Origin of the sequence: Stenotrophomonas maltophilia group sp. msm1 (genome assembly GCF_032025805.1) — a bacterium.
Classification (GTDB): Bacteria; Pseudomonadota; Gammaproteobacteria; order Xanthomonadales; family Xanthomonadaceae; genus Stenotrophomonas; species Stenotrophomonas hibiscicola.
Map to the genome: position 1 here is coordinate 1 of NZ_JAVSKH010000005.1, position 21,949 is coordinate 21,949.

At 67.1% G+C, this 21,949-nt stretch carries 22 protein-coding genes and 1 tRNA gene; 17 read left to right on the forward strand and 6 right to left on the reverse strand.

All coding sequences use genetic code 11. The features are described from left to right. Window positions 1–80 precede the first annotated feature (80 nt). Window positions 81–680, forward strand: a complete 600-nt coding sequence (recR, locus tag ROV95_RS18900) for a recombination mediator RecR (RefSeq protein WP_058979448.1) — start codon at window positions 81–83, stop codon at window positions 678–680. Window positions 681–747: 67 nt separating this feature from the next. Continuing rightward, window positions 748–1,107, forward strand: a complete 360-nt coding sequence (locus ROV95_RS18905; RefSeq protein ID WP_005408300.1) for a histidine triad nucleotide-binding protein — start codon at window positions 748–750, stop codon at window positions 1,105–1,107. A gap of 76 nt (window positions 1,108–1,183) precedes the next feature. Here ROV95_RS18905 and ROV95_RS18910 read toward each other — a convergent pair whose 3' ends face one another. Genes ROV95_RS18910 through ROV95_RS18925 form a run of 4 tightly spaced genes read right to left on the reverse strand, consistent with a single transcriptional unit; the run spans window position 1,184 to window position 5,550 of the window. Further along, window positions 1,184–1,711 carry a Slp family lipoprotein gene (locus tag ROV95_RS18910; RefSeq protein WP_019659507.1) on the reverse strand — a complete coding sequence of 176 codons (528 nt, stop codon included), beginning with the start codon at window positions 1,709–1,711 and terminating at the stop codon, window positions 1,184–1,186. Further along, window positions 1,708–3,657 carry a DUF3488 and transglutaminase-like domain-containing protein gene (locus tag ROV95_RS18915; protein ID WP_312545830.1) on the reverse strand — a complete coding sequence of 650 codons (1,950 nt, stop codon included), beginning with the start codon at window positions 3,655–3,657 and terminating at the stop codon, window positions 1,708–1,710. The genes ROV95_RS18910 and ROV95_RS18915 overlap by 4 nt, the downstream gene beginning before the upstream one ends. After that, on the reverse strand, window positions 3,650–4,573 hold the full coding sequence (locus ROV95_RS18920; RefSeq protein WP_312546097.1) for a DUF58 domain-containing protein: 924 nt from the start codon (window positions 4,571–4,573) through the stop codon (window positions 3,650–3,652). Before ROV95_RS18920 ends, ROV95_RS18915 begins: the two co-directional genes overlap by 8 nt. A gap of 23 nt (window positions 4,574–4,596) precedes the next feature. Continuing rightward, window positions 4,597–5,550 carry an AAA family ATPase gene (locus tag ROV95_RS18925; protein WP_312545832.1) on the reverse strand — a complete coding sequence of 318 codons (954 nt, stop codon included), beginning with the start codon at window positions 5,548–5,550 and terminating at the stop codon, window positions 4,597–4,599. A 42-nt stretch (window positions 5,551–5,592) separates the two neighbouring features. On the opposite strand from ROV95_RS18925, the gene ROV95_RS18930 reads away from it, so the two are divergent. Further along, entirely contained in the window at window positions 5,593–7,428 is a 1,836-nt protein-coding gene (locus tag ROV95_RS18930; protein WP_312545834.1) for a glycosyltransferase family 39 protein, read from the forward strand. Window positions 7,429–7,528: 100 nt separating this feature from the next. On the opposite strand, the gene ROV95_RS18935 is transcribed toward ROV95_RS18930, so the two are convergent. Beyond that, entirely contained in the window at window positions 7,529–8,098 is a 570-nt protein-coding gene (locus ROV95_RS18935) for a Maf family protein (RefSeq protein ID WP_058979442.1), read from the reverse strand. Between the two features lie 113 nt (window positions 8,099–8,211). On the opposite strand from ROV95_RS18935, the gene ROV95_RS18940 reads away from it, so the two are divergent. The 14 genes from ROV95_RS18940 (at window position 8,212) to ROV95_RS19005 (ending at window position 19,632) form a co-directional block, all read left to right on the forward strand. Beyond that, window positions 8,212–8,721: a YceD family protein gene (locus ROV95_RS18940; RefSeq protein WP_019659501.1), complete on the forward strand. Its 510-nt coding sequence runs from the start codon at window positions 8,212–8,214 to the stop codon at window positions 8,719–8,721. A 107-nt stretch (window positions 8,722–8,828) separates the two neighbouring features. Next, complete coding sequence (gene rpmF, locus ROV95_RS18945) at window positions 8,829–9,023, forward strand: 50S ribosomal protein L32 (protein ID WP_005408308.1); 195 nt, start codon at window positions 8,829–8,831, stop codon at window positions 9,021–9,023. A 91-nt stretch (window positions 9,024–9,114) separates the two neighbouring features. Beyond that, complete coding sequence (locus tag ROV95_RS18950; RefSeq protein ID WP_019659500.1) at window positions 9,115–10,092, forward strand: beta-ketoacyl-ACP synthase III; 978 nt, start codon at window positions 9,115–9,117, stop codon at window positions 10,090–10,092. A 76-nt stretch (window positions 10,093–10,168) separates the two neighbouring features. Beyond that, window positions 10,169–10,951 (forward strand): serine/threonine protein kinase, encoded by a 783-nt coding sequence (locus ROV95_RS18955; RefSeq protein ID WP_019659499.1) that lies wholly within the window; start codon window positions 10,169–10,171, stop codon window positions 10,949–10,951. A 147-nt stretch (window positions 10,952–11,098) separates the two neighbouring features. After that, window positions 11,099–12,043: an ACP S-malonyltransferase gene (gene fabD / locus ROV95_RS18960; RefSeq protein WP_019659498.1), complete on the forward strand. Its 945-nt coding sequence runs from the start codon at window positions 11,099–11,101 to the stop codon at window positions 12,041–12,043. Window positions 12,044–12,125: 82 nt separating this feature from the next. Beyond that, on the forward strand, window positions 12,126–12,869 hold the full coding sequence (fabG, locus tag ROV95_RS18965; RefSeq protein WP_005408312.1) for a 3-oxoacyl-ACP reductase FabG: 744 nt from the start codon (window positions 12,126–12,128) through the stop codon (window positions 12,867–12,869). 152 nt (window positions 12,870–13,021) lie between these two features. Continuing rightward, entirely contained in the window at window positions 13,022–13,261 is a 240-nt protein-coding gene (gene acpP, locus ROV95_RS18970; protein ID WP_005408313.1) for an acyl carrier protein, read from the forward strand. A 142-nt stretch (window positions 13,262–13,403) separates the two neighbouring features. Continuing rightward, window positions 13,404–14,666, forward strand: a complete 1,263-nt coding sequence (fabF, locus tag ROV95_RS18975; protein ID WP_312545838.1) for a beta-ketoacyl-ACP synthase II — start codon at window positions 13,404–13,406, stop codon at window positions 14,664–14,666. A gap of 92 nt (window positions 14,667–14,758) precedes the next feature. Continuing rightward, on the forward strand, window positions 14,759–16,123 hold the full coding sequence (locus tag ROV95_RS18980; protein WP_312545840.1) for an aminodeoxychorismate synthase component I: 1,365 nt from the start codon (window positions 14,759–14,761) through the stop codon (window positions 16,121–16,123). A gap of 232 nt (window positions 16,124–16,355) precedes the next feature. Next, entirely contained in the window at window positions 16,356–17,417 is a 1,062-nt protein-coding gene (mltG, locus tag ROV95_RS18985; RefSeq protein ID WP_019659494.1) for an endolytic transglycosylase MltG, read from the forward strand. Next, window positions 17,414–18,079: a dTMP kinase gene (gene tmk / locus ROV95_RS18990; protein ID WP_312545841.1), complete on the forward strand. Its 666-nt coding sequence runs from the start codon at window positions 17,414–17,416 to the stop codon at window positions 18,077–18,079. The genes mltG and tmk overlap by 4 nt, the downstream gene beginning before the upstream one ends. After that, the gene (locus tag ROV95_RS18995; RefSeq protein ID WP_155029044.1) at window positions 18,076–19,032 is read left to right on the forward strand and encodes a DNA polymerase III subunit delta'; all 957 of its coding nucleotides are present in this window, start codon (window positions 18,076–18,078) and stop codon (window positions 19,030–19,032) included. The genes tmk and ROV95_RS18995 overlap by 4 nt, the downstream gene beginning before the upstream one ends. After that, window positions 19,029–19,382 carry a PilZ domain-containing protein gene (locus tag ROV95_RS19000; RefSeq protein ID WP_004146965.1) on the forward strand — a complete coding sequence of 118 codons (354 nt, stop codon included), beginning with the start codon at window positions 19,029–19,031 and terminating at the stop codon, window positions 19,380–19,382. The genes ROV95_RS18995 and ROV95_RS19000 overlap by 4 nt, the downstream gene beginning before the upstream one ends. Before the next feature lie 175 nt (window positions 19,383–19,557). Next, a tRNA-Val gene (locus ROV95_RS19005) sits at window positions 19,558–19,632 on the forward strand. A gap of 75 nt (window positions 19,633–19,707) precedes the next feature. Here the strand turns inward: ROV95_RS19005 and ROV95_RS19010 are convergent. Next, complete coding sequence (locus ROV95_RS19010) at window positions 19,708–21,810, reverse strand: hypothetical protein (RefSeq protein WP_312545843.1); 2,103 nt, start codon at window positions 21,808–21,810, stop codon at window positions 19,708–19,710. Between the last annotated feature and the right edge of the window lie 139 nt (window positions 21,811–21,949).

A 21,949-nucleotide genomic window follows, 5' to 3' on the forward strand; every position in this document is an offset into this window, starting at 1 on the left:
CCGCTGCAACCCTCAGTCGAGCATGGCTCGACTCTACACGTAGCTGTCGAGCTTGCTCGACGCCATCAAAGCACACCGCCGTGTCCGCACCCCTGCTTGAACAATTGATCGACGCGCTGCGGGTGCTGCCTGGCGTGGGCCAGAAGACGGCGCAGCGCATGGCCTACCACCTGCTAGAGCGCGAGCGCGAAGGTGGCCAGCGCCTGGCCCAGACCCTGGCGCTGGCGGTGGAGCGCATCGGCCACTGTGCGCAGTGCCGCGATTTCAGCGAAACCGAGCTGTGCCCGACCTGTGCCAACGGCAGCCGCGAGCGCAGCCAGCTGTGCGTGGTCGAATCGCCGGCCGACCGCCTGGCCATCGAAAACGCCACCGGCTTCCGCGGTGTCTACTTCGTGCTGCAGGGGCGACTGTCGCCGCTCGATGGCGTCGGCCCGCGCGAACTGGGTCTGGAGCAGCTGGAGCGACGGCTGGCCGAAGGCGAGGTGCAGGAGCTGATCATCGCCACCAGCGCCACTGTCGAGGGCGAGGCCACCGCGCATTACCTGGCGCAGCTGGCGCGCGCACGCAAGGTGCAGCCCAGCCGCCTGGCGCAGGGCCTGCCGCTGGGCGGCGAGCTCGAATACGTTGATCGTGGCACGCTGTCGCACGCGTTCGGTACGCGCAGCGAATTCCGCGATTGAGCAACGGCCGGACGTGGCCGGGCGTGGGCGGCCTACAATGCGGGAGACATCTCCGCCGAGGCCGACCATGAGCAACGAAACCCTTTTCAGCAAGATCATCCGTCGTGAGATCCCGGCCACCATCGTCTACGAGGATGACGAGGTGCTGGGCTTCAAGGACATCGCACCGCAGGCGCCGGTGCATGTGCTGTTCATCCCGAAGAACGAGATCATTCCGACCCTGGACGACCTGCAGCCCTCGCAGGCGCACCTGATCGGCAAACTGGCCCTGGCCGCTGCCGAGTACGCGCGCCGCGAGGGCTTCGCGCAGGACGGCTACCGCATCGTGATGAACTGCCGTGAGCATGCCGGGCAGACCGTGTTCCATATCCATATGCACCTGCTGGCGGGGGCACCGCTGGGGCATTTCGGTGCGCCTGGGCGTTGAAGCCCCTGTCCACGCCATGCGTGGATGAAAAAGGCCGCCCGAGGGCGGCCTTTCCGTCATGCCTGTGCGGTGGCGATCACCACCAGCCCCAGCGGCCATAGCCGCCCCAGTAAGGGCCCCACGGACCCGGACCCCACGGGCCATAGGGGTAGGGCACCACATCGACCTGGCGCTGTTCCGGCCACAGGTAGATGACATCGGCCGCCAGCTTCGGCAGGCGATAGTCGTACTCGCCGATGCGGGTGTTCTGGTAGCCGTCGATCTTGCCGATGAAGGTGACGTCACGACCGGCCTCGAACACCGCCGGGTCGTAGAAGCCGGCACGGCAGGCGATGAAGCGGCCGTCGCTGGCATCGGACGAGGTGGTGTTCGGGCGGCCACTGCCATTGAGCGGGCGCGAGATGATCTGGAAGCAGGTCTCGCCCTGGCCAGGCTTGGTTTCGATGATGCGACCGCCCCAACGGACCGGCGTGCCGACCTGCTGGGTAGCGACCGAGTCGCGAGGAGAGACCAGGCTGAACTGTCCCTGCAGCGGCTTCGGGGCCGTGGCGCAGGCCGACAGGGCCAGCGTGGCCACAGCGGTGAGGAGGAACTTGGTGTTCATGGGGAGGCTCCGGAAGTCGGGCGATGCCTGCGCAGGTCCCGCAATAATGAGGCGAGGTCGTTGCAAGTTCCAGCGTAGCGCGCGTCGGCGAAACGCTGGCTGAGCGCGAGCAGGGTGGGGTCGGGTCGCTGCCGGTGAACCCGCTGTGCCCAGTGCTGTGCGGTTTCGTGCGGTTCTCGGGCCAGGCCGAGGCGGGCGTAGCGTCGCCCGAGGCGATGCCAGGCGCGCAGCAGCGGGTCGCGTTCGCGCTCGCCGCGGGCCAGCAGCCAGGCCATCCACGCCAGTGCCAGCAGGGCGGCCACGACGAAGCCGGCGACCAGCTGCCCGGGACCCAGATCGTCCAGCCCGAAAGGCTTGAGCAGTTGCTGCTGGCGGCGCGCATCGAAGGACAGCACCAGATCGTTCCAGCCGCGGCGCAGCCAATCCCCCATCTGGCCCAGCTGCAGCCACCGCTGTCGCAGTGGTGTGTCCGTGCCGGCCTGCAGGCGGTCGTCCAGCGTGTCCAGGATGCGTTCCGGTGCCACGGCCGCCGTCGGGTCTACCCGTACCCAGCCGCGCTGCGGCAGCCACACCTCGGCCCAGGCGTGGGCATCCATCCGCCGCACCACCCAGTAGTCGCCGATGCGGTTGCGGGTGCCGCCGGCGAAACCGGTCACCACCCGCGCGGGTACACCCGCGTTGCGCATCAGCACCACGAAAGCCGAGCTGAAGTGTTCACAGAAGCCGGCCTTGTAGCCGAACAGGAACTCGTCGATCGGGTCGCGCCCCGCCGCCGGGGTATCCAGCGTGTACGAGAAATCCGTGGTGATCCACTGCAGCGCGCGGCGCACGATGGCCTCGTCATCACCGCCGGCGTCCTGTCGCCATTGCTGGGCCAGGGTGGCGGTGCGCGGGTTGAAGCCGGCCGGCAGCTGCAGCGTCGCGCGGCGCAGAAGGGGCGACAGCGTGCTGTCGAACTGCCGTGGAGGGGCCGAATGCAATCGCCAGCGGCTGAGCGAGGCCAGCGGGCGTTCGCTGCGCAGGCTCATGTCCGCATCCAGCATGCTGCCCGCAGGCGCACCGCTGGGCAGGTCCAGCGCCACAAGCTGGCGGCGGTCAGTCGGCTCGTAGTCGATCTGGTAATCCCAGCCCTGTGTACCGGCTTCAACCACCGCAGCAGGTCGCCGCGCGCTCGCAGGCTCGCGTGTCCAGCGCCGTCCATCGAAGGCGGTCAGTACAGGGCCGCGCCAGTAGCGCTGCGCCGGCTCGGGTGGGGCACCGAAGAACTGCACGCGCAACGCCGGGGTGTCGTCGGCCATCAGGTCCAGCCACTGGCCGGGTTCCATGCTGTCGGACAGCCCCGGTGTACCCACGGCGCGCTCGGGAACGCCCCACAGTGGCGTGGCAAGGCGCGGGAACAGCCAGAAGCAGGCCAATGCCAGCGGCAGGCCGATCGCCAGCAGGCGGCCGACACCACGCAGCTGCCCGCGCAACGGCAGGCGGCCAGCATGGCCTTCATCCTGGGCCAGGCGTTGAAGGGCGAGCAGTGCGCTGACCCCGGCCAGCGCGGCCAGTGCTGTTGTCAGCGGCCCCTGGTCGAGCAGGAATGCTGCAAAGGGCGAGAACAGCGCAAAGCCGAGCAGACTGCGGGCATCACGCAGGCTGCGCAGCTCGCTGGACTTGATCGCCAGCATCGCGGCCAGCAGCGCGCAACCGGTGTCGCGTCCTGGGCGCACCATGCCCATCTGCCAGACGATGGCGCCGAGCATGACCAGCACCAGCAGCAGGCGCACCGGCATCGGCAGCACTGTCCGCCGCGACAGGGCGGCGGTGAAAATCGCCGCCAGCGCGATCACGCCAGCCAGCAGTGGCGGCAGCTGCAGCAGCAGCGGCAACAGAGCCAGCGCCGCGCTGGCCAGGGTCCAGTTGCGGGCGTTGCGGTCGAGCAGCTCCGGGGTCTCAGTCATGCGGCATCAGCGCCAGCGCGCGCAGGCACAGGTGGTGGTGGCTGGCGCCCTGTCCGGGCCCGAACGGCGGGTGTGCAGGCAGCAACAGGGTGTAGCGGCGGCCCTCGCGCTCGGCTACATCCACCCAGCGCGCCAATCGAGCAATGCGTGCTTCTTGGCCCAGCGGCGCCAATGCGCGCCAGTCGAGGACTACTTCGATGCCGACCGGTTTTTCGTACTCGCGCACCAGCAGGCTGTCGCGGCGTGCCGAGTGCTTCCAGGAAATGCTGCGCGGCGCATCGCCCGCCCGGTAGGGGCGCAGCTGATGCAGTTCCTCGCCGCTGGCGTGGCCACGGGTATGCAGCGGATCGCTGCCGCTCTCCGGCAGTGCAGGCGCCAGGGCTTCGGCCAGCGGGTAGACCAGCAGCGGCTGTTCCGGCCACACCCACGACCACGCCCGCACCAGGCCCAGGGGCTGGGTCGTGGACAGGCGGATACGTGGAAGCTCCAGCCAGCCCCGGCGTTCGCTGGGAACCTCCAGTTCCAGTTCACCACGGCCGTGTGCAGGCAGCGAGGTCCAGGCCTGGCTGTCGCCCAGCTGGAGATGAAGGCCGTGCCGCGCACGCGGATCCCGCAGAGAGAGGTCCACGCGCAGGCGCAAGGGTTGCCCGGCCGGTACCGGCTCGGCGGAGATCGCGTCGATCTGTACGCCGGACAACTGGAGATGCGCGGCAATGGCACTGGCGATTGCCGCTGCCGCCAGCAGCAGGGCCAGCAGCAGGGCGGGATTGTTGTTGTAGTTCAGCGCGCCCAGCAGCATGGCTGCCAGCAGGATTGCAACGAACAGGCCGAAGCGGGTGGGCAGCACATAGATGCGATGGCGATCCAGTCGCTTCGGCAAGGCTTCGGGCCTGCGCGGCCGAGCCAGCAGCTGCATGCGTGCCCAGCGTGTGGCCACGTTCAATCCACCGCGACGGTCTGCAGGATCGCGCGTGCCAATGCCGGCCCCGAACTGGATTCGGCTTCCGCCACCAACCGGTGGCCGGCCACGGCGACGAACAGCGTCTGCACGTCCTCCGGCACCACATGCGCGCGACCCAGCAGCAGTGCATGTGCTCTGGCTGCACGCAGCAGCGCCAGGCCGGCACGCGGCGACAGGCCGACGCGCACGCCTGCGTGCTGGCGGCTGCGGGTCAGCAGGGCCTGCACATAGTCGATCAGCGCGTCGCTGGCATGCACCTGGTTCACCGCGTCGCGCAACGTGCGCACCTGGGTGTCATCCAGCTTCGGCACGGCCCGCGCGATCAGGTCGCGGCGGTCGCTGCCACGCAGCAGCTCGCGCTCGGCCCGGGCGCTGGGATAGCCCATCGCCAGCCGCAGCAGGAAGCGATCCAGCTGTGAATCCGGCAGCGGGAAGGTGCCTGACAGGTCCACCGGGTTCTGTGTGGCGATGACGAAGAAAGGGTCCGGCAGCGGGTGCGTCTGCCCGTCCAGGGTGACCTGCTGCTCGGCCATCGCTTCCAGCAACGCGCTCTGCGTGCGCGGGGGGGCGCGATTGATCTCGTCGGCCAGCAGTACGTGGGTGAACACCGGGCCTGGGTGGAACTGGAACTGGCGGCCGCCGGCTTCATACACCGACACGCCCAGCACATCGGCGGGCAACAGGTCTGAGGTGAACTGCACGCGCTGGAAACTGAGGCCCAGGCTGCTGGCCAGCGCATGCGCCAGCGTGGTCTTGCCCAGGCCGGGCAGGTCTTCGATCAGCAGGTGGCCGCCGGACAGCAATGCGACGAAGGCCAGCCTGACTTCCGGCACCTTGCCCAGCACCAGTGCGTTGACCTGATCCTGTGCCTCCCGCAGGGCCTGACGCAATTGATCGGTTAGCATGCTGGGATTGGGGGACGAGGCTGGCATGATCGTCTCAGATCTGGAATCCACTCGATTATCCATAGAGCAATGCAAGGCGAACAGCGCGCACGGACGATATTTCTCTGGTTATGGACGCTGGTCACAGCGGCCAAGCTGATCGTTGCCGCGCGCCTGCCGCTGTTCGTCGACGAAGCGTTCTATTGGCAGGAAGGCCAGCATCTGGCCGCAGCCTATTCGGACCTGCCCGGGCTGACCGCGTGGCTGGCCCGGCTGGGCGTTGAGATCGGTGGCCATCACGTGCTCGCGTTGCGCCTGCCATTCCTGGCCATCGGTGCGCTGCTGCCGCTGCTGGTGGTGCGCACGGCCACGCGCTGGTTCGGCAACGTGGCCGGTTGGCAGGCGGGCAGCCTCACGCTGTTGATGCCGTTGTCGGCGACGCTGGGCCTGCTGGCGGTGCCGGACGTGCCGATGGCACTGGCGGCGGTGATCTGCCTGCATGCCGGCGCGCGCCTGCTGCACAACGTGGATGCCTCCTCGGCGATGAAGCTGGCGCTGGGCCTGTTGATCGGTGCGCTCAGCCATTACCGCTTCATCGGTGTCATCGGCGTGGGTTTCATTGCGCTGCTGGCATTGCCGCAGGGGAGGCGCATGCTGGCCGATCCGCGCGTATGGGTCGCGTTGGCGGTGGGCGTGCTGGCGTGGCTGCCACTGCTGGCGTGGAATGCGGACAACCACGATGCCGGGCTGAAATTCCAGGTGGTCGAGCGTCATCCCTGGGCCTTCGAATGGGGCGGGCTGTGGTTCCTGGTGATCCAGCCGATGCTGGTGACGCCGATCCTGTGCATGGCGATGTGGAAGGTGGCGCTGGCAGGAACCCGGAGCGGTGGCGGCGCGCGCGTGCAGTGGCGCTATTTCGGCCTGGTGGGCGGCGTATCCACGCTGGGCATTTTCGTGCTCGGCTTCTTTACTGACGTCGAGCGGATCAGTTTCCACTGGCCGCTGCCGGGTTACCTCGCACTGCTGGTGGCGGTGCCGGTGGTGCTCAACGGCTGGCCGCGCTGGCTGCGCCGCACCGGCTGGTGGTTGGCCGGTGCGGGCATGGTGCTGGCCTTCGGCTACTACCTGATGGCCTCCACGCCGGCACTGCGCGAGCAGATGGCCGGCAGCAAGTACTACCCGCGCAATTTCGCCGGCTGGCAACCCCTGGCGGTAGCGGTGCGCGAGGAGTTGCGGCAGATGCCGCAAGGGACACGCGTGCTGGCCGGCAACTTCAAGGTCGGCGCTGAACTGGGTTTCCAGCTGGGCAATGGCAACATCGAGGTGCTGCCGCATCCGCTCAATGACAAGCATGGCCGCACCGCACAGCTGGCACAGTGGGGCCTGCTGCATCAGGGCGAGCGCACGGCGCCGATGCTGCTGGTGCTGTCACCCAGCGACCAGCGCTATCGCGAACTGCTGGCGCGCTATCACGTCATCTGCGATCAGGTGGGGCCGCTGACTGCGCCACGCGTGGTCAGCAGTGATCACGGATTCCAGCGCTTCCTGTTGTTCCGCCTGCCGGTGCAGCGCGCGCAAGGGCCGTGCGTGACGCCGGCGATGGCGTGGCTGGATGTGCCGTCCAACGGCGAGAAGGTGTCCGGCACGCTCGCGATCAAGGGCTGGGCGTTCAAGGATGGCGTCGGCCTGGCGCGGGTTGAAGTGCTGGTCGATGGCCGCTCCATCGGTGATGCCCGCTACGGGCGTGTGTTCGACGTGCGCCACACCTGGCCGGACAGTACCGATCCGCAGCATCCGGCGGTGGGCTTCGACGCCTCGCTGGATACCGCCACGCTCGCGCCGGGCAGGCATTGGCTGGGCCTGCGCCTGCACGGGCGCGACGGCAGCGTGGAGCAATGGCAGGAGCAAGCGTTCGAGGTCCGTTGAGGTCCTCTGGTCCTGTAGAGCCGAGCCCATGCTCGGCTGCTTCTGCTTCAGATGCAGGCAGCCTCAAAAAAACAGCCGGGCATGGGCTCGGCTCTACCGTTCACGGCACCGCGAAACCTGCCCTGCGCAGCAATCCGCATAGCGTGATCAGCGGCAGGCCGATCAGCGCGGTCGGGTCGCGGTTGTCGATGGCGTCGAACAGGCTGATGCCCAGGCCCTCGCATTTGAAGCTGCCGGCGCAGTCCAGCGGCTGTTCGGTGGCCACGTAGCGGGCGATCTCGTCCGGTTCCAGTGCGCGGAAGCGGACCTCGGTCAGATCGGTGGCCGTGAATGATGCTCCATCACGGCTGAGGCAGACGGCGGTATGGAAGTGCACGGTCTGCCCGGACATCGCCGCCAGCTGTGCGCAGGCGGCCTCGACCGTACCCGGTTTGCCCAGTGGCTGGCCGTTCAGGTCCGCGACCTGGTCCGAGCCGATCACCCACGCGCCGGGACGCCGGCACGCCACCTCGACCGCCTTGGTGGCGGCCAGGCGGGTGGCCAGGGCCAAGGGCGCTTCGTTGTTCAACGGGGTTTCATCCACCTCAGGGCGCGCGCAGTCGAAGGGCAGGCCCAGCCGCTGCAGCAGTTCACGGCGGTAGCGGGACGTGGAGGCCAGGACCAGTGACATGCGACAATACCGGGGCAGGGCGAAGCAGTCTGGCCCGTCTGCAGCGCCAGCGGCAAGTCCTGTATGGCGGGCATTTGACAGCCGCCGCCCCGATCCTTAGTATTCAGCGGCTTATGTCCGCGAACGTGCCCGAAACGCTGGATGCCTGGCGGATGGTTGTAGCGCGAAGGCGCTTCGACGGTCAGGTCTCCCTGGCTGAATTGACCCGCCTGCAGGGGTTGGTCGCAGATACCGACGGCGAGTGCGTCTACTCGCTTGAATTCGGTCGCGACGACGTCTTGCGGGTATCCTATGTGGAACTGACCATCGACACCGCGTTGCCGCTGACCTGTCAGCGCAGCATGCAGCGATTCCTGTTGCCGGTGAAGGTGACCCAGAGGCTTGGCCTGATCCGCGACGAGGACGAGGAATCGTCACTGCCGGAGGAATACGAGGCGTTGCTGGTGCCGGAAGATGGCCAGCTGAAGCCGCTGGATCTGGTCGAGGACGAGCTGGTGCTGGCGGTGCCGGTGGTACCGCTGTCGCCCGACGGTGAAGCAGTCGACAAGGACTGGGCGCCGAGCGAAGAAGAAACAAAGAAGGCCAACCCGTTTGCGGCGTTGGCGGCATTGAAGAAACAATAGCAGCCGGTTGTCGTCGGCGGCTGCGGCGAAAGCGAAAAGTGTGCTGGGCGCTGGCGTCCTGTGCGACGAAACGACGAAGCAAAACGAACCGAGTTTGGAGCAATCCCATGGCTGTCCAGAAATCCCGTGTTACCCCGTCCCGCCGCGGCCAGCGCCGTTCGCATGACGCCCTGAGCGCCAAGCAGCTGTCGACCGACCCGACCACCGGCGAAGTGCATCTGCGTCACCACATCACTGCCGATGGTTTCTACCGCGGCAAGAAGGTCATCCAGACCAAGACCTCGGCCGTCGAAGAAGATTGATGTGCCGGGAAGGCCGCTGCCTCCGGGCAGCGGCCTTTGCCTTCTTTCCCGGGCGTGCCGGTGATCGGCGGCCCGCGCAACAGGAAACATGATGAGCAAGCGGATCTACTCGAGGATCGCGGGCACCGGCAGCTATTTGCCGGAAAAAGTCCTGACCAACGCCGACCTGGAAAAAATGGTCGAAACCTCGGACGAGTGGATCCAGTCGCGCACCGGCATTCGTGAACGGCACATCGCGGCCGAAGGCGAAACCACCAGCGACCTTGGCTACAACGCCGCCCTGCGCGCGCTGGAAGCCGCAGGCATCGACGCTTCGCAGCTCGACATGATCGTGGTCGGTACGACCACGCCTGACCTTATTTTCCCGTCCACCGCGTGCCTGATCCAGGCCAAGCTCGGTGTGGCCGGGTGCCCCGCCTTCGACGTCAACGCAGCCTGCTCGGGCTTCGTGTTCGCGCTGGGCGTGGCCGATAAATTCATCCGTTCCGGTGACTGCAAGCACGTGCTGGTGATCGGCACCGAAACGCTGACCCGCATGGTCGACTGGAACGATCGCACCACCTGCGTACTGTTCGGCGATGGCGCTGGCGCCGTCGTGCTCAAGGCCGACGAAGAGACCGGCATCCTCAGCACCCACCTGCATGCCGACGGCAGCAAGAAGGAACTGCTGTGGAACCCGGTCGGCGTCTCGAGCGGTTTCAAGGACGGCGCCAACGGTGGCGGCACCATCAACATGAAGGGCAACGACGTGTTCAAGTACGCCGTCAAGGCGCTGGACTCGGTCGTGGACGAGACCCTGGCCGCCAACGGCCTGGACAAGTCCGACCTGGATTGGCTGATTCCGCACCAGGCCAACCTGCGCATCATCGAAGCCACCGCCAAGCGCCTGGAGATGTCGATGGACCAGGTGGTGGTGACTGTCGACAAGCATGGCAATACCTCGTCCGGCTCGGTGCCGCTGGCGCTCGACGCCGCCGTGCGTTCGGGCAAGGTCGAGCGCGGCCAGCTGCTGCTGCTGGAGGCCTTCGGTGGTGGCTTCACGTGGGGTTCGGCTCTGTTGCGCTATTGATAGTGCAAGTTACGACAATGTGAAGCTTTGTCGTTGCGGCCCTCCGGGGCCGTAACGCGTTTAAGGAGGACCTGTCATGGTTGAGCCCATCGTCATTGAAGGGCAACGTGCCTGGCTGAAGCAGTACGGCAAGGGAAGCCGGGCGCTGGCCCTTGGCCTGCTCAATTTTGTTGCCCGTCGTTTCCACCTCGATGCCCTTCGTCCTCCTCCGCACCGTGGCGGCGACGCCGCACGCGAAACCGAGGCCCGCCGCCTTGCAGAACTGCAGGCGCAAGGTGTGAACGTGCCTGACGTGCTGGGCACCGGCCATGCCGCGCTGGTAATCGGCGACAACGGCAGCTCGTTCAATACCTGCCTGCGCCAGGCCGACGAGGCCGGTCGTGATCGGCTGGTCATGGCGGCGATGCAGGCCATTGCCGAAGCGCATGCGCGCGGCGCCTATTTCGGCCAGCCGTTGCCGCGCAACCTCACCTGGGATGGCGACAAGGTCGGTTTCATCGACTTCGAGGAAGATCCACTGGAAGTGATGGACCTGTCCGAAGCCCAGGCCCGCGACTGGCTGATGTTCGGCTATGGCGTGGCCAAGTACTATGCCGACCGCCCCGAGCACCTGCAGGCGATGATGGCCGAGGCGATGGGCGGTGCCCAGGCACCGGTGCGCGAGCACGTGCATGCGGTCAGTGGCCGCCTGCGCAGCCTGGCCAGGGTCTGCATGAAGCTGGGCCGGTCAGCGCGCGCGCTGGCCCATTCGATCTTCATCACCCACGGTGCCAGCACTGCTGGCGTGCTGATGCTGGTGGGCCTGTGCGTGGATTTCCTCGCCGACGGCGATCTGGACGTCCTGCAGCTGTTCTGCTGATCGTCGGCCGGGGTCAGATCCCATTTCCGGTGGAAAAGGGATCTGACCCTGTCATTGCTCCATACGCCTGCATACGCGCACGTACAGACGACACAGCGGATTCCCCCTTATCATGGCCCGCTTCGATTGCAACAAGCGGATGACCGCGTGACCGTATCCACCCTCGCTTTTGTCTTCCCCGGCCAGGGCTCGCAGTCTGTGGGCATGCTGGCCGAGCTGGCCGAACTGCACCCGCAGGTGCGTGAAGCCTTCACCGAGGCATCCGATGGTGCCGGTGTCGACCTGTGGGCGTTGTCCCAGGGCGGCCCGGAGGAAATGCTCAACCGTACCGAATACACCCAGCCGGCCCTGCTGGCCGCCAGCATCGGCGTGTGGCGCGCCTGGAACGCCGTGGGCGGCCCGCGCCCGTCGGTGCTGTCCGGCCACAGCCTGGGCGAGTACACCGCCCTGGTCGCCGCCGGCGCGCTGAGCCTGCATGACGGTGCGCACCTGGTGCGCCTGCGTGGCCAGCTGATGCAGGAAGCGGCACCGGCCGGTGTCGGTGCCATGGCCGCCGTGCTCGGTGCCGAAGACCAGCTGGTGCTGGACGTCTGCGCCGAAGCCGCAGGCAGCCAGGTGGTGGTGCCGGCCAACTTCAATTCGCCGGGCCAGATCGTGATCGGTGGCGACGCCGATGCGGTCGACCGTGCACTGGCGCTGCTGGCCGAGAAGGGCGTGCGCAAGGCGGTCAAGCTGGCCGTCAGCGTGCCCTCGCACACCCCGCTCATGCGCGAAGCCGCCAACCGCCTGGCCGAAGTGATGGCCGGCCTGTCCTGGCAGGCGCCGCAGCTGCCGGTGGTGCAGAACGTCGATGCCCAGGTGCACGACGGCGTGGACGCCATCCGCACCGCGCTGGTCCAGCAGCTGTACCAGCCGGTGCAGTGGACCGGTTGCGTGCAGGCGCTGGCCGCCCGCGGCATCACCCAGATCGCCGAGTGCGGCCCAGGCAAGGTGCTGACCGGCCTGGTCAAGCGCATCGACAAGGCCATCGACGGCCGTCCTCTGGCCACGCCGGGCGACTTTGAAGCTGCCCGCGAGGCATGGTCGGCCTGACCTTCCCCGTTTCCTGCCGACCGTACCGGTGGCCGCTGCAAGCGGCACGGTGCGGCGGCCGCTCCCGTCTGAGGAAAACAACATGAGCAAGCCCCTGCAGGGTGAAATCGCACTGGTCACCGGTGCCAGCCGTGGCATTGGCGCCGCCATCGCCGATCTGCTGGCCGCCCAGGGCGCCACCGTCATCGGCACCGCCACCACCGAATCCGGCGCTGCCGCGATCGGCGAACGCCTGGCTGCCCACGGCGGTCACGGCCGCGCGCTGAACGTCACCGATGCCGCCGCGCTGGACAGCGTGCTCGATGGCATCGCCAAGGAATTCGGCCCGATCTCGATCCTGGTCAACAATGCCGGCATCACCCGCGACAACCTGCTGATGCGCATGAAGGACGAGGACTGGGCGTCGATCATCGACACCAACCTGACCAGCGTGTTCCGCACCAGCAAGGCGGTGATGCGCGGCATGATGAAGGCACGCAAGGGCCGCATCATCAACATCGCATCGGTGGTGGGCGTGACCGGCAACGCCGGCCAGGCCAACTACGCCGCGGCCAAGGCCGGCATCATCGGCTTCAGCAAGTCGCTGGCCAAGGAAATCGGTTCGCGCGGCGTCACCGTCAATGTTGTCGCACCTGGCTTCATCGACACCGACATGACCAAGGCGTTGCCGGAAGAAGCGCGCACCGCGCTGATCAACGACATCGCCCTCGAACGCCTGGGATCGCCGGAAGACATCGCCCATGCGGTGGCCTTCCTGGCCAGCCCGGCTGCCGGTTACATCACCGGCGAAACCCTCCATGTGAACGGCGGCATGTACATGCCGTAAGCAAGGGGCGCAGGGATTGCGCCGCAAGTGGTTGATCTGCGGGGGTTTTTGCTGCAATGCAAGGCCGCGCCGGTTTCCACTACACTATCCCACGGCCATCGCCCTTGATGGCGACCACTTTTGAACCACAACTCCATCTGGAGCGAGATCCCATGAGCACCATCGAAGAACGCGTCAAGAAAATCGTCGTCGAACAGCTTGGCGTCAAGGAAGAAGAAGTCACCAACAGCGCATCGTTCGTCGATGACCTGGGCGCTGACTCGCTGGACACCGTCGAGCTGGTGATGGCCCTGGAAGAAGAATTCGAGTGCGAGATCCCGGACGAAGAAGCCGAGAAGATCAGCACCGTGCAGGCCGCCATCGACTACGTCAAGGCCCACGTCAAGGCCTGATGTCAGACGGCAGTGCGCGCGCGGGCTCACGCTCGCCGCGCACCGCACCCCATGGGGCCGCAGTTGCGGCCCCGTGTGTTTGGGCATCACACCGAAGCAAACCGTGTTACCCGATTGAACCTTCGGGTCAGGAGAATCAGCAATGAAGCGTCGCGTCGTCGTAACCGGCCTGGGTATCGTCTCGCCGTTGGGCAATGATCTGGCCAGCAGCTGGGAAGGCATCACCCACGGTCGTTCGGGCATCGGTCCGCTGACCAACATTTCTGATGCCTACCTGGATCGGTTCACCACCAAGATTGCAGGTGAGGTCAAGGGCTTTGACATCACCGCCGACAACGAACTGTTCGGCAAATTCCGGGTCAGCGGCAAGGATGCCAAGAAGATGGACCCGTTCATCCATTACGGCCTTGGTGCCTCGTTCATGGCCCTGCACGACTCGGGCCTGGAGATCACCGACGCCAATGCCGAGCGCGTCGGCGCCATCGTCGGCGCCGGCATCGGCGGCCTGCTCGGCATCGAAGAGCAGACCATCGAGTTCCACGAGGGCAAGAAGATCTCGCCCTTCTACGTGCCCAAGACCATCATCAACATGCTGCCGGGCCAGCTGAGCATCATCACCGGCCTGAAGGGCCCGTCGTTCTCGGCGGTGTCGGCGTGCGCGACCTCGAACCATTCGATCGGTACCGCGATGCGCATGATCCAGTACGGCGACGCCGACGTGATGGTGGTCGGCGGTGCCGAACGTGGCTCCTCGCCGACCGCACTGGGTGGCTTCTGCGCGATGAAGGCCATGAGCACCCGCAATGACGCCCCGGAACAGGCTTCGCGCCCGTGGGACAAGGACCGTGACGGCTTCGTGCTGGGCGACGGCGCCGGCATCCTGATCCTGGAAGAGTACGAGCACGCCAAGGCGCGTGGCGCAAAGATCTACTGTGAACTGGCCGGCTTCGGCGCCAGCTCCGACGCGTACCACATGACCGCGCCGAGCGAGAACGGCGAAGGCGCCGCACGCTGCATGGTCATGGCCATGAAGGACGCGGGCGTGACCCCGGAACAGGTGGGTTACCTCAACGCGCACGGCACCTCCACGCCGCTGGGCGACCTGGGCGAGACCATGGCCATGAAGACCGCCTTCGGCGACCACGCCTACAAGATGATGGTCAGCTCCACCAAGTCGATGACCGGCCACCTGCTGGGCGCTGCTGGCGGCGTGGAAGCGATCTTCTCGGTGATGGCGCTGCAGGACAACGTCATTCCGCCGACCATCAACCTGCAGCAGCCGGGCGAAGGCTGCGACCTGGACTACGTGCCCAACGAAGCACGCCAGGCCAAGGTCGACGTGGTGATGTCCAATGGCTTCGGCTTCGGCGGCACCAACGGCACGCTGATCTTCAAGCGCGTCTGACCGAGTTGTAGCGTCGGGCCATGCTCGATGCCGCGTTCTACGGAGCCGCCGCAAGGCGGCTTCCGTGCATCTGAACCCCCGACCTGGCCGCCATGACCCACGCACTGCTGATCCACCCGCTGCCGCACCCGATCGATCTGCTGGCCCTGCAGCAGCATGACCCGGCGCGCTTCCCGCTGCTGATGGAATCCACTGCCTCGGGCACCGCCCAGGGCCGCTGGAGCCTGCTGCTGGCCACGCAGGGCGAGGGCCTGCGGCTGGACGCCGATGGCCAGGTGCGCGACCTGCAGGGTGCCGTGCAGCCCGGCACGTTCCTGCAGGCGCTGGATCGCGCCTGGCAGCACGAACGTCTGCCGCACGACGGCAGCCACAGCCTGCCGTTCCGTGGCGGCTGGGCGCTGATGCTGGACTACGAAGTGGCCAGCCAGATCGAACCGGTGCTGCCGGCGCGCGCGCGCGAGGACGGCCGCCCGACCGCGATGGCGCTGCGCTGCCGGGCCGCGGTGCTGCACGACCACCAGAACGACGCCAGCTTCGTCATCGCCGAAGCCGGTGAGCAGACCCTGCTGGAGGCGCTGATGACCTTGGCGTCGCAGGCATTGCCGGAGGCCGGGCAGGGCTGGCAGCCGCCGCAGTCGGTCGGCGAGGATGCGCCACAGCGCTTCACCGATGGCGTGCGCCGGGTGATCGACTACCTGCGTGCCGGCGATGTGTTCCAGGTGAACCTGTCGCGGCGCTGGAGCGCGCAGTTCGCCGCGCCGGTCAGCCCGCAGGCGTTGTATGCGCAGCTGCGCCGTGCCAACCCCGCACCGTTCGCCGGGTTGTTCAGCGCGCACGGCCGCCACGTGGTCAGTTCCTCGCCGGAACGGCTGGTGTCGGTGCATGCCAGCCACGCGCAGACGCGTCCTATTGCCGGCACGCGTCCGCGCTTCGAGGGCGACGATGATGCCGCGCGCATCCAGGAACTGGTCGGCCACCCCAAGGAGCGTGCCGAGCACGTGATGCTGATCGACCTGGAGCGCAACGACCTGGGCCGTATCTGCCTGCCCGGCACCGTGGTGGTCGATGAGCTGATGACCGTGGAGAGCTACGCGCATGTGCACCACATCGTCAGCAACGTCAGCGGCCACCTGCGCCCGGAGGTCACGCCCGGCGAGGTGATCGCCGCCACGTTCCCGGGCGGCACCATCACCGGCTGCCCCAAGGTGCGCTGCATGCAGATCATCAGCGAGCTGGAGCAGGTGCCGCGCGGTGCCTACACCGGCGCGTTCGGCTGGCTGAACCGCGATGGCGACCTGGACCTGAACATCCTGATCCGTACCGCCGAAGTGGATGGCCACGAGGTGAGCTTCCGCACCGGCGCCGGCATCGTGGTCGATTCGGACCCGGACAAGGAACTGGACGAGACCCGCGCCAAGGCCCGCGGCCTGCTGCGCGCGCTCGGCCAGCAGGGGTAGTGCCGGCCGCGGGCCGGCAACGCCATTCCCCCACGGTGGGTGCCGACCGTTGGTCGGCACGGAGTCCTCCATGGCCATTCATCCACGCATGGCGTGGATCTACTGATCGCCGCGCCAGGCATGGATTGTGGTGGGTGCCGACCGTTGGTCGGCACGCAGGCGCGACCCCGGTCATGACCCCAATCCATCGGCACGGTATCCTGCACGACGGAATCGAGTTCAGAGGTAGTCCATGGCGGGAGCCAAGCGCGGGTGTCTGTTCGTGGTAACGCTGGTGGTGGTGCTGGCCGCCGTCGTGGCCGGCGCGGGCGCGTGGTTCTTCTACCAGCAGACCCGGTTCGCCGATGCCCCGATCACCCCGACCGCCGAGAGCGTGGTCATCGCCAGCGGCGATGGCATGAACAGCGTGCTGCGCAAGCTGCGCGATGCCGGCGTGGACGAGGGCCAGGACACCCAGTGGCAACTGCTGGCGCGCCAGCTCGATGCGGCCGGCAAGCTGAAGGTGGGCGAGTACGCGCTCAGTGGCGAGCTGACCCCGCGCGAGCTGTTGCTGCGCATGCGCGCCGGCAAGGTGTTGCAGCACCGCGTCACCATTGTCGAGGGCTGGAACATCCGCCAGCTGCGTGCTGCACTCAAGCGCGCCGAGCCGCTGCTGCACACCACCGATACCCTGGATGACGCCGCGTTGATGCAGCGCCTCGGCTTCGGTGGCCAGCACCCGGAAGGCCGCTTCCTGCCGGAGACCTACGTCTACCAGCGCGGCGACAGTGATCTGGACGTGCTCAAGCGCGCCCACGCCGCAATGGAAAAGGCGCTGGACGAAGCCTGGGAAAGCCGCGCGCCGGACCTGCCGATCAACACGCCCTACGAACTGCTGACGCTGGCGTCGATCATCGAGAAGGAAACCGCGCTGGCCAGCGAGCGCCCGCAGATCGCCGGCGTGTTCATGCGCCGCCTGAAGATCGGCATGCGCCTGCAGACCGACCCGACCGTGATCTACGGCATCGGTGCCGCGTATGACGGCAACATCCGCCGCCGCGACCTGACCACCGATACGCCGTACAACACCTATACCCGTGCGGGCCTGACCCCGACCCCGATCGCCATGCCCAGTCGCGACGCGCTGATGGCCGCCGCGCAGCCGGCCGCCGGCGACGCGCTGTACTTCGTCGCCGTGGGCGACGGCAGCGGCGCTCACGTGTTCTCGCCCAGCCTGGAGCAGCACAACGCCGCCGTAGCCCGCTACCTGCAGCAGCTGCGCCAGCAACGTACCCAGGAGATCCCGGCGCAATGAGTCCCGCGCTGCTTCGTCACCCGCGTTTCGTCAGCCTGGAAGGCGGCGAGGGCGCGGGGAAGACCACCGCCATCAATGCCATCCGTGACTGCCTGCGCAGCCACGGCCACGAGGTGGTGCTGACCCGCGAGCCGGGCGGTACGCCACTGGCCGAGCGCATCCGCGGCCTGGTGCTGAAGCCTGATGCCGAGATCGCTGCCGAGCCGCTCAGCGCCGAAGCCGAGTTGCTGCTGGTGTTCGCCGCACGCGCCCAGCATGTGCGCCAGGTGATCCGGCCGGCGCTGCAGCGCGGTGCCTACGTGCTGAGCGATCGCTTCACCGATTCCAGCTACGCCTACCAGGGCGGCGGCCGTGGCCTGGATCCGCAGTGGATTGCCGACCTGGAGCGCCGCGCGGTCGGCCTGCTGCCGGGCCTGACCCTGCTGCTGGATGTGGATGTGGCGGTGGGCCGCGCCCGCGCGAATGGCCGTGACCTGTGGCCGGACCGCATCGAGAGCGAGCAGGACGATTTCTTCCAGCGCGTGCGCGCCGTGTTCCGCAGCCGCGCACAGCAGGACCCGCAGCGCTTCGCGCTGATCGACGCCGGCCAGGTGCAGGAACGCGTGGCCGCCGATGTGGTCGCACGTCTCGAGCGTTGGCTGCAGGACGGGGAGGGCGCATGAGCACGTTTTCGCCGTGGCAGCAGCGCGCGTTCGACCAGACCGTGGCCGCGCTCGACGCCGGTCGCCTCGGTCATGGCCTGCTGATCTGCGGCCCGGCCGGGCTGGGCAAGCGCGAGGTGGCGCTGGCGCTGGCCGACCACGTGCTGGCGCAGGGTGATGCAACGCACGCCACGCGCACGCGCCAGCTGATCGCCGCCGGCACCCATCCGGACCTGCAGCTGGTCAGCTTCATTCCGAACAAGAGCGGCGACAAGCTGCGTACCGAGATCGTCATCGAGCAGGTGCGCGAGATCACCGAAAAGCTGGCGCTGACCCCGCAGTACGGCGTGGCGCAGGTCGTGATCGTCGATCCGGCCGATGCGATCAACCGTTCGGCCGCCAACGCGCTGCTGAAGACGCTTGAGGAGCCGCAGCCCGGCCGCTATCTGTGGCTGATCAGCAGCGATCCGGCACGCCTGCCGCAGACCATCCGCAGCCGTTGCCAGCGACTGGAATTCAAGCTGCCGCCGCAGCACGAAGCACTGGCCTGGCTGCAGCAGCTGGGCCACAGTGAAGCATCGGTGCGCGAAGCGCTGGAGGCCGCCCGCGGCCATCCCGGCCAGGCCGACAACTGGCTGCGCGAAGACGGCCTGAGCCTGCGCCGCGAAGTCGGTCGAGATCTGGAACAGCTGGCCGCCGGCAAGACCGGCGCGGTGGAGCTGGCGCAGAAGTGGTGCGGTGATGACAACGCGTCGCTGCGCCTGCGCTTCGCTGCCGATCTGGCGCTGGCCCAGGCCAGTACCGATGCCTTGACCACGCCGGAGCGATTGCACAAGCTTGCAGCCTGGTTCGATGCGGCCAACCGCACCCGCGACCTGCTGCGCACCACGGTGCGTGCAGACCTTGCGGTGGTCGAGTTGCTGCTGGCCTGGAACAAGGTGAACGAGCGGCCTGCCGCAAGGGGAAATCGATGAGTGCCAGCAACGCCCGCCAGGGCATCCTGTCCCTGGCTGTGAAGGACAAGGCCGCGCTGTACAGCGCGTACATGCCGTTCGTGAAGAATGGCGGCATCTTCGTGCCCACACCCAAGCGCTATTTCCTGGGCGACGAAGTGTTCCTGCTGCTGACCCTGCCCGATTCCAGCGAGCGCCTGCCGGTGGCCGGCAAGGTGATCTGGGTGACCCCGGCTGGCGCGCAGGGCAACCGCACCGCCGGCATCGGCGTGCAGCTGGCCGACGGCGCCGAAGGCGAGGGCGTGCGCCACAAGATCGAGACCCTGCTGGCCGGGCTTACCAGCTCGGACAAGCCGACCCATACGATGTGATTCCGGTAGCGCCGGGCTGGGCTCGGCTGCATGCCCCGAAACGCCTGTGAACCCGCTGTTCTGTAGAGCCGAGCCATGCTCGGCTGCGCACCCCGAAAACACCCGTGAACACGAATGTGAAAAAGTGTTGACGGCCTCTGAAAAGCCCCTATAATGAGCGGCTCAGCAACACACCGGGCGGTTAGCTCAGCGGTAGAGCATTGCCTTCACACGGCAAGGGTCACAGGTTCGATCCCTGTACCGCCCACCATTTAAAATCAGTGTGTTGCAAGAAAACCGGCGCGAGCCGGTTTTTTGTTGTCCTGCAACGCTCCTGCAAAAAGCATCAGCCTCCCGTGCTCATGCGGTGGAGCATGCCCCCCGGGCGCGACTGCTGCACGGCCCACTGGTTGATCATCTGGGTGAAGAACTGCTGGATGCGGCGTGCGTCCTCGTTGCCGTCCCCCTGCTGGGTACTGCTGCTGCCATCGCTGGTCACGTTGAGCGTGGTGTTGAACTGGTTGGTGATGCCGCCGCCCGAGCCCATCGAGGATGCGGGCAGGCCGGCAGTGATCGGGCGTACCGAGCCAGCATCACCAGGAATCAAGTAGGTCTTCCCGCCTTGGTCGAACAGCTCAGGTCGGCCACCTTCGCCCACCCGGTACATGCTGCCCGCTGCCACGGGACCGCCACCTGCGCGGCCGCCGGCCATGCTGCCGATCGCGCTCCCAAGCTCGTTGATCCAGCTTGACCCGGCGCCGCTGTAGCCCGAGGCCCACTTGCCAATCGCCTTCAGCGCTTCCGAGGCGGCCAGCTCGGCGGCGATGCGTTGCATGGCCTTGGCGAACCCCTTCACCATGCCGCCAAGCCCATCCTCGAACGGGTCGAACAGGAAGTCAGCGAACGCCGTCTGCATGTTGCGGGCGGCCTGGTCGGCGACGGTCTTCATGGTCGAGGTCTTGTCCATCGTGGCGTCGGCCATCTTCTGCATGCCGTCGCCGTACAGGGCTGCATAGTCGTCCTGGGCGTCCTTCACCGCGGCCAGGTTGCGCAGCAGCTCGGCCTGAGCCTCGCTCAGCTGTCCGAAAGCGCCGGTCTGGATGTCGTAGCTGACCCTGGCCGCCTCGCTCACGTCGCCGTGCAGGGCAATCTCGCGTTCGAGCTGCGCAATGAAGCCGGCGGCCTTCTCGTTGCCCGTACCGTACAGGGCGTCATAGTCGGCCATCAGCTTGGTCACCGCATCCTGCTCTTCGCGGACGGTGCCAGTGCGGGTTTTGGTGCCCTTGCCGGCCTTTGGCGCGTCACCGAAAGCGAGCTTGCGCAGACGCTCTGCCTCGGCGCGTGCCTGCCTGAGCTGCTCCACGGCCTGCTTGTCCTGCGCCAGCAGGTCGGCGGGGTCGATGAAGTTGACCTTCGGCACGGCCGGCGTCGCTCCACGGCCGTCTCTGCCCACCCGGTCGCGGCCGTAGTAGGCGAGGTCAGCACCGTTGTTGGCGACATCCCAGCCGATCTTGATCCGGTCCCAGTCCAGGCCGATGACCCCCTTTCCGGCTTCCACCAGGCCGACCATGCCGATGGTCAGGCCTTGAATGAGGTCATCCAGAGCCTGAATCGGCTTCATCGCCACTTCCATGGCGCTGCCCATCACCCGGATCACGTCGCTGATGCCTTGTGCGGTGTCCTCGACGGCCTGGCCGCTGCGCGCACTGTCCACAAACTGGTTCGTCAGGCGCTCCAGGTCGGGCAGAAGGTCGGCCGCTACGGCATTGCCGACGCCGGTGACGAAGAGTTTCATGCGGGCCAGGTTGTCGTTGAACTGCTCAGCCATGGCGCCGGCGTCTGAAGAGACGACCTGCCCGAAGGCTAGGGCTTCCGCGCCAGCATCGCGCAGCCCCTGCGATCCATCCTTCAGCAGGTCGATCATGTTCTGGAAGCTCTTGCCGAAGATGGCCATGCCGGCGGCCACGACCTCCTGGGAGCCCTTCTGGCGCTGGAACGCATCAGCGAAGTCGTACAGCAGGTCGGTGGTCGGCCTCAGATTTCCGTTCGCGTCCTTGATGCTGATGCCCAGCGCGTCGAACACCTTGGCCTGCTGGCTGCCGGCATCGAGGGCTTCGACCTGGGCCTTGGTGAGGCGTCCGAACGCACTCTGCAGGTCTTGAATCGACAGGTCAGCGAAGCCGGCTGCGTAAGCGAGTTTGGAGAAGTCCTCGGTGTTCGTGCCGAGCACGTGGGCCGTCTTCGACAGCTCGTCCATGCTGTTGATCGAGCTGGCGACCAACGCGGTCAGCGCCGTCGCAGCGCCGGCAAAAGCGGTGCCGATGGCCGTGCCAGCAGTTACCGCTTCCTTGCTGAGCTGCTTCATCCGCTGCTCTGCGCGCTTGCTGTCGGTCTCAAAGGAGCCCGTCTTCATCAACAGGTCGATGACGATGCTGCCGGCGGTAGCCATGGCTCACTTCTCCAAAATTCGGTTTTTGCGCATAAATTCGGGTTTCTTGCACCAAATCGGCATTTCGGTCGAAATTCCTGGCGAAGAAAAAAACCCGCGAATGAGTGGGCGGCGGGTGTCCGGGGGGAGGGCTTTGAAC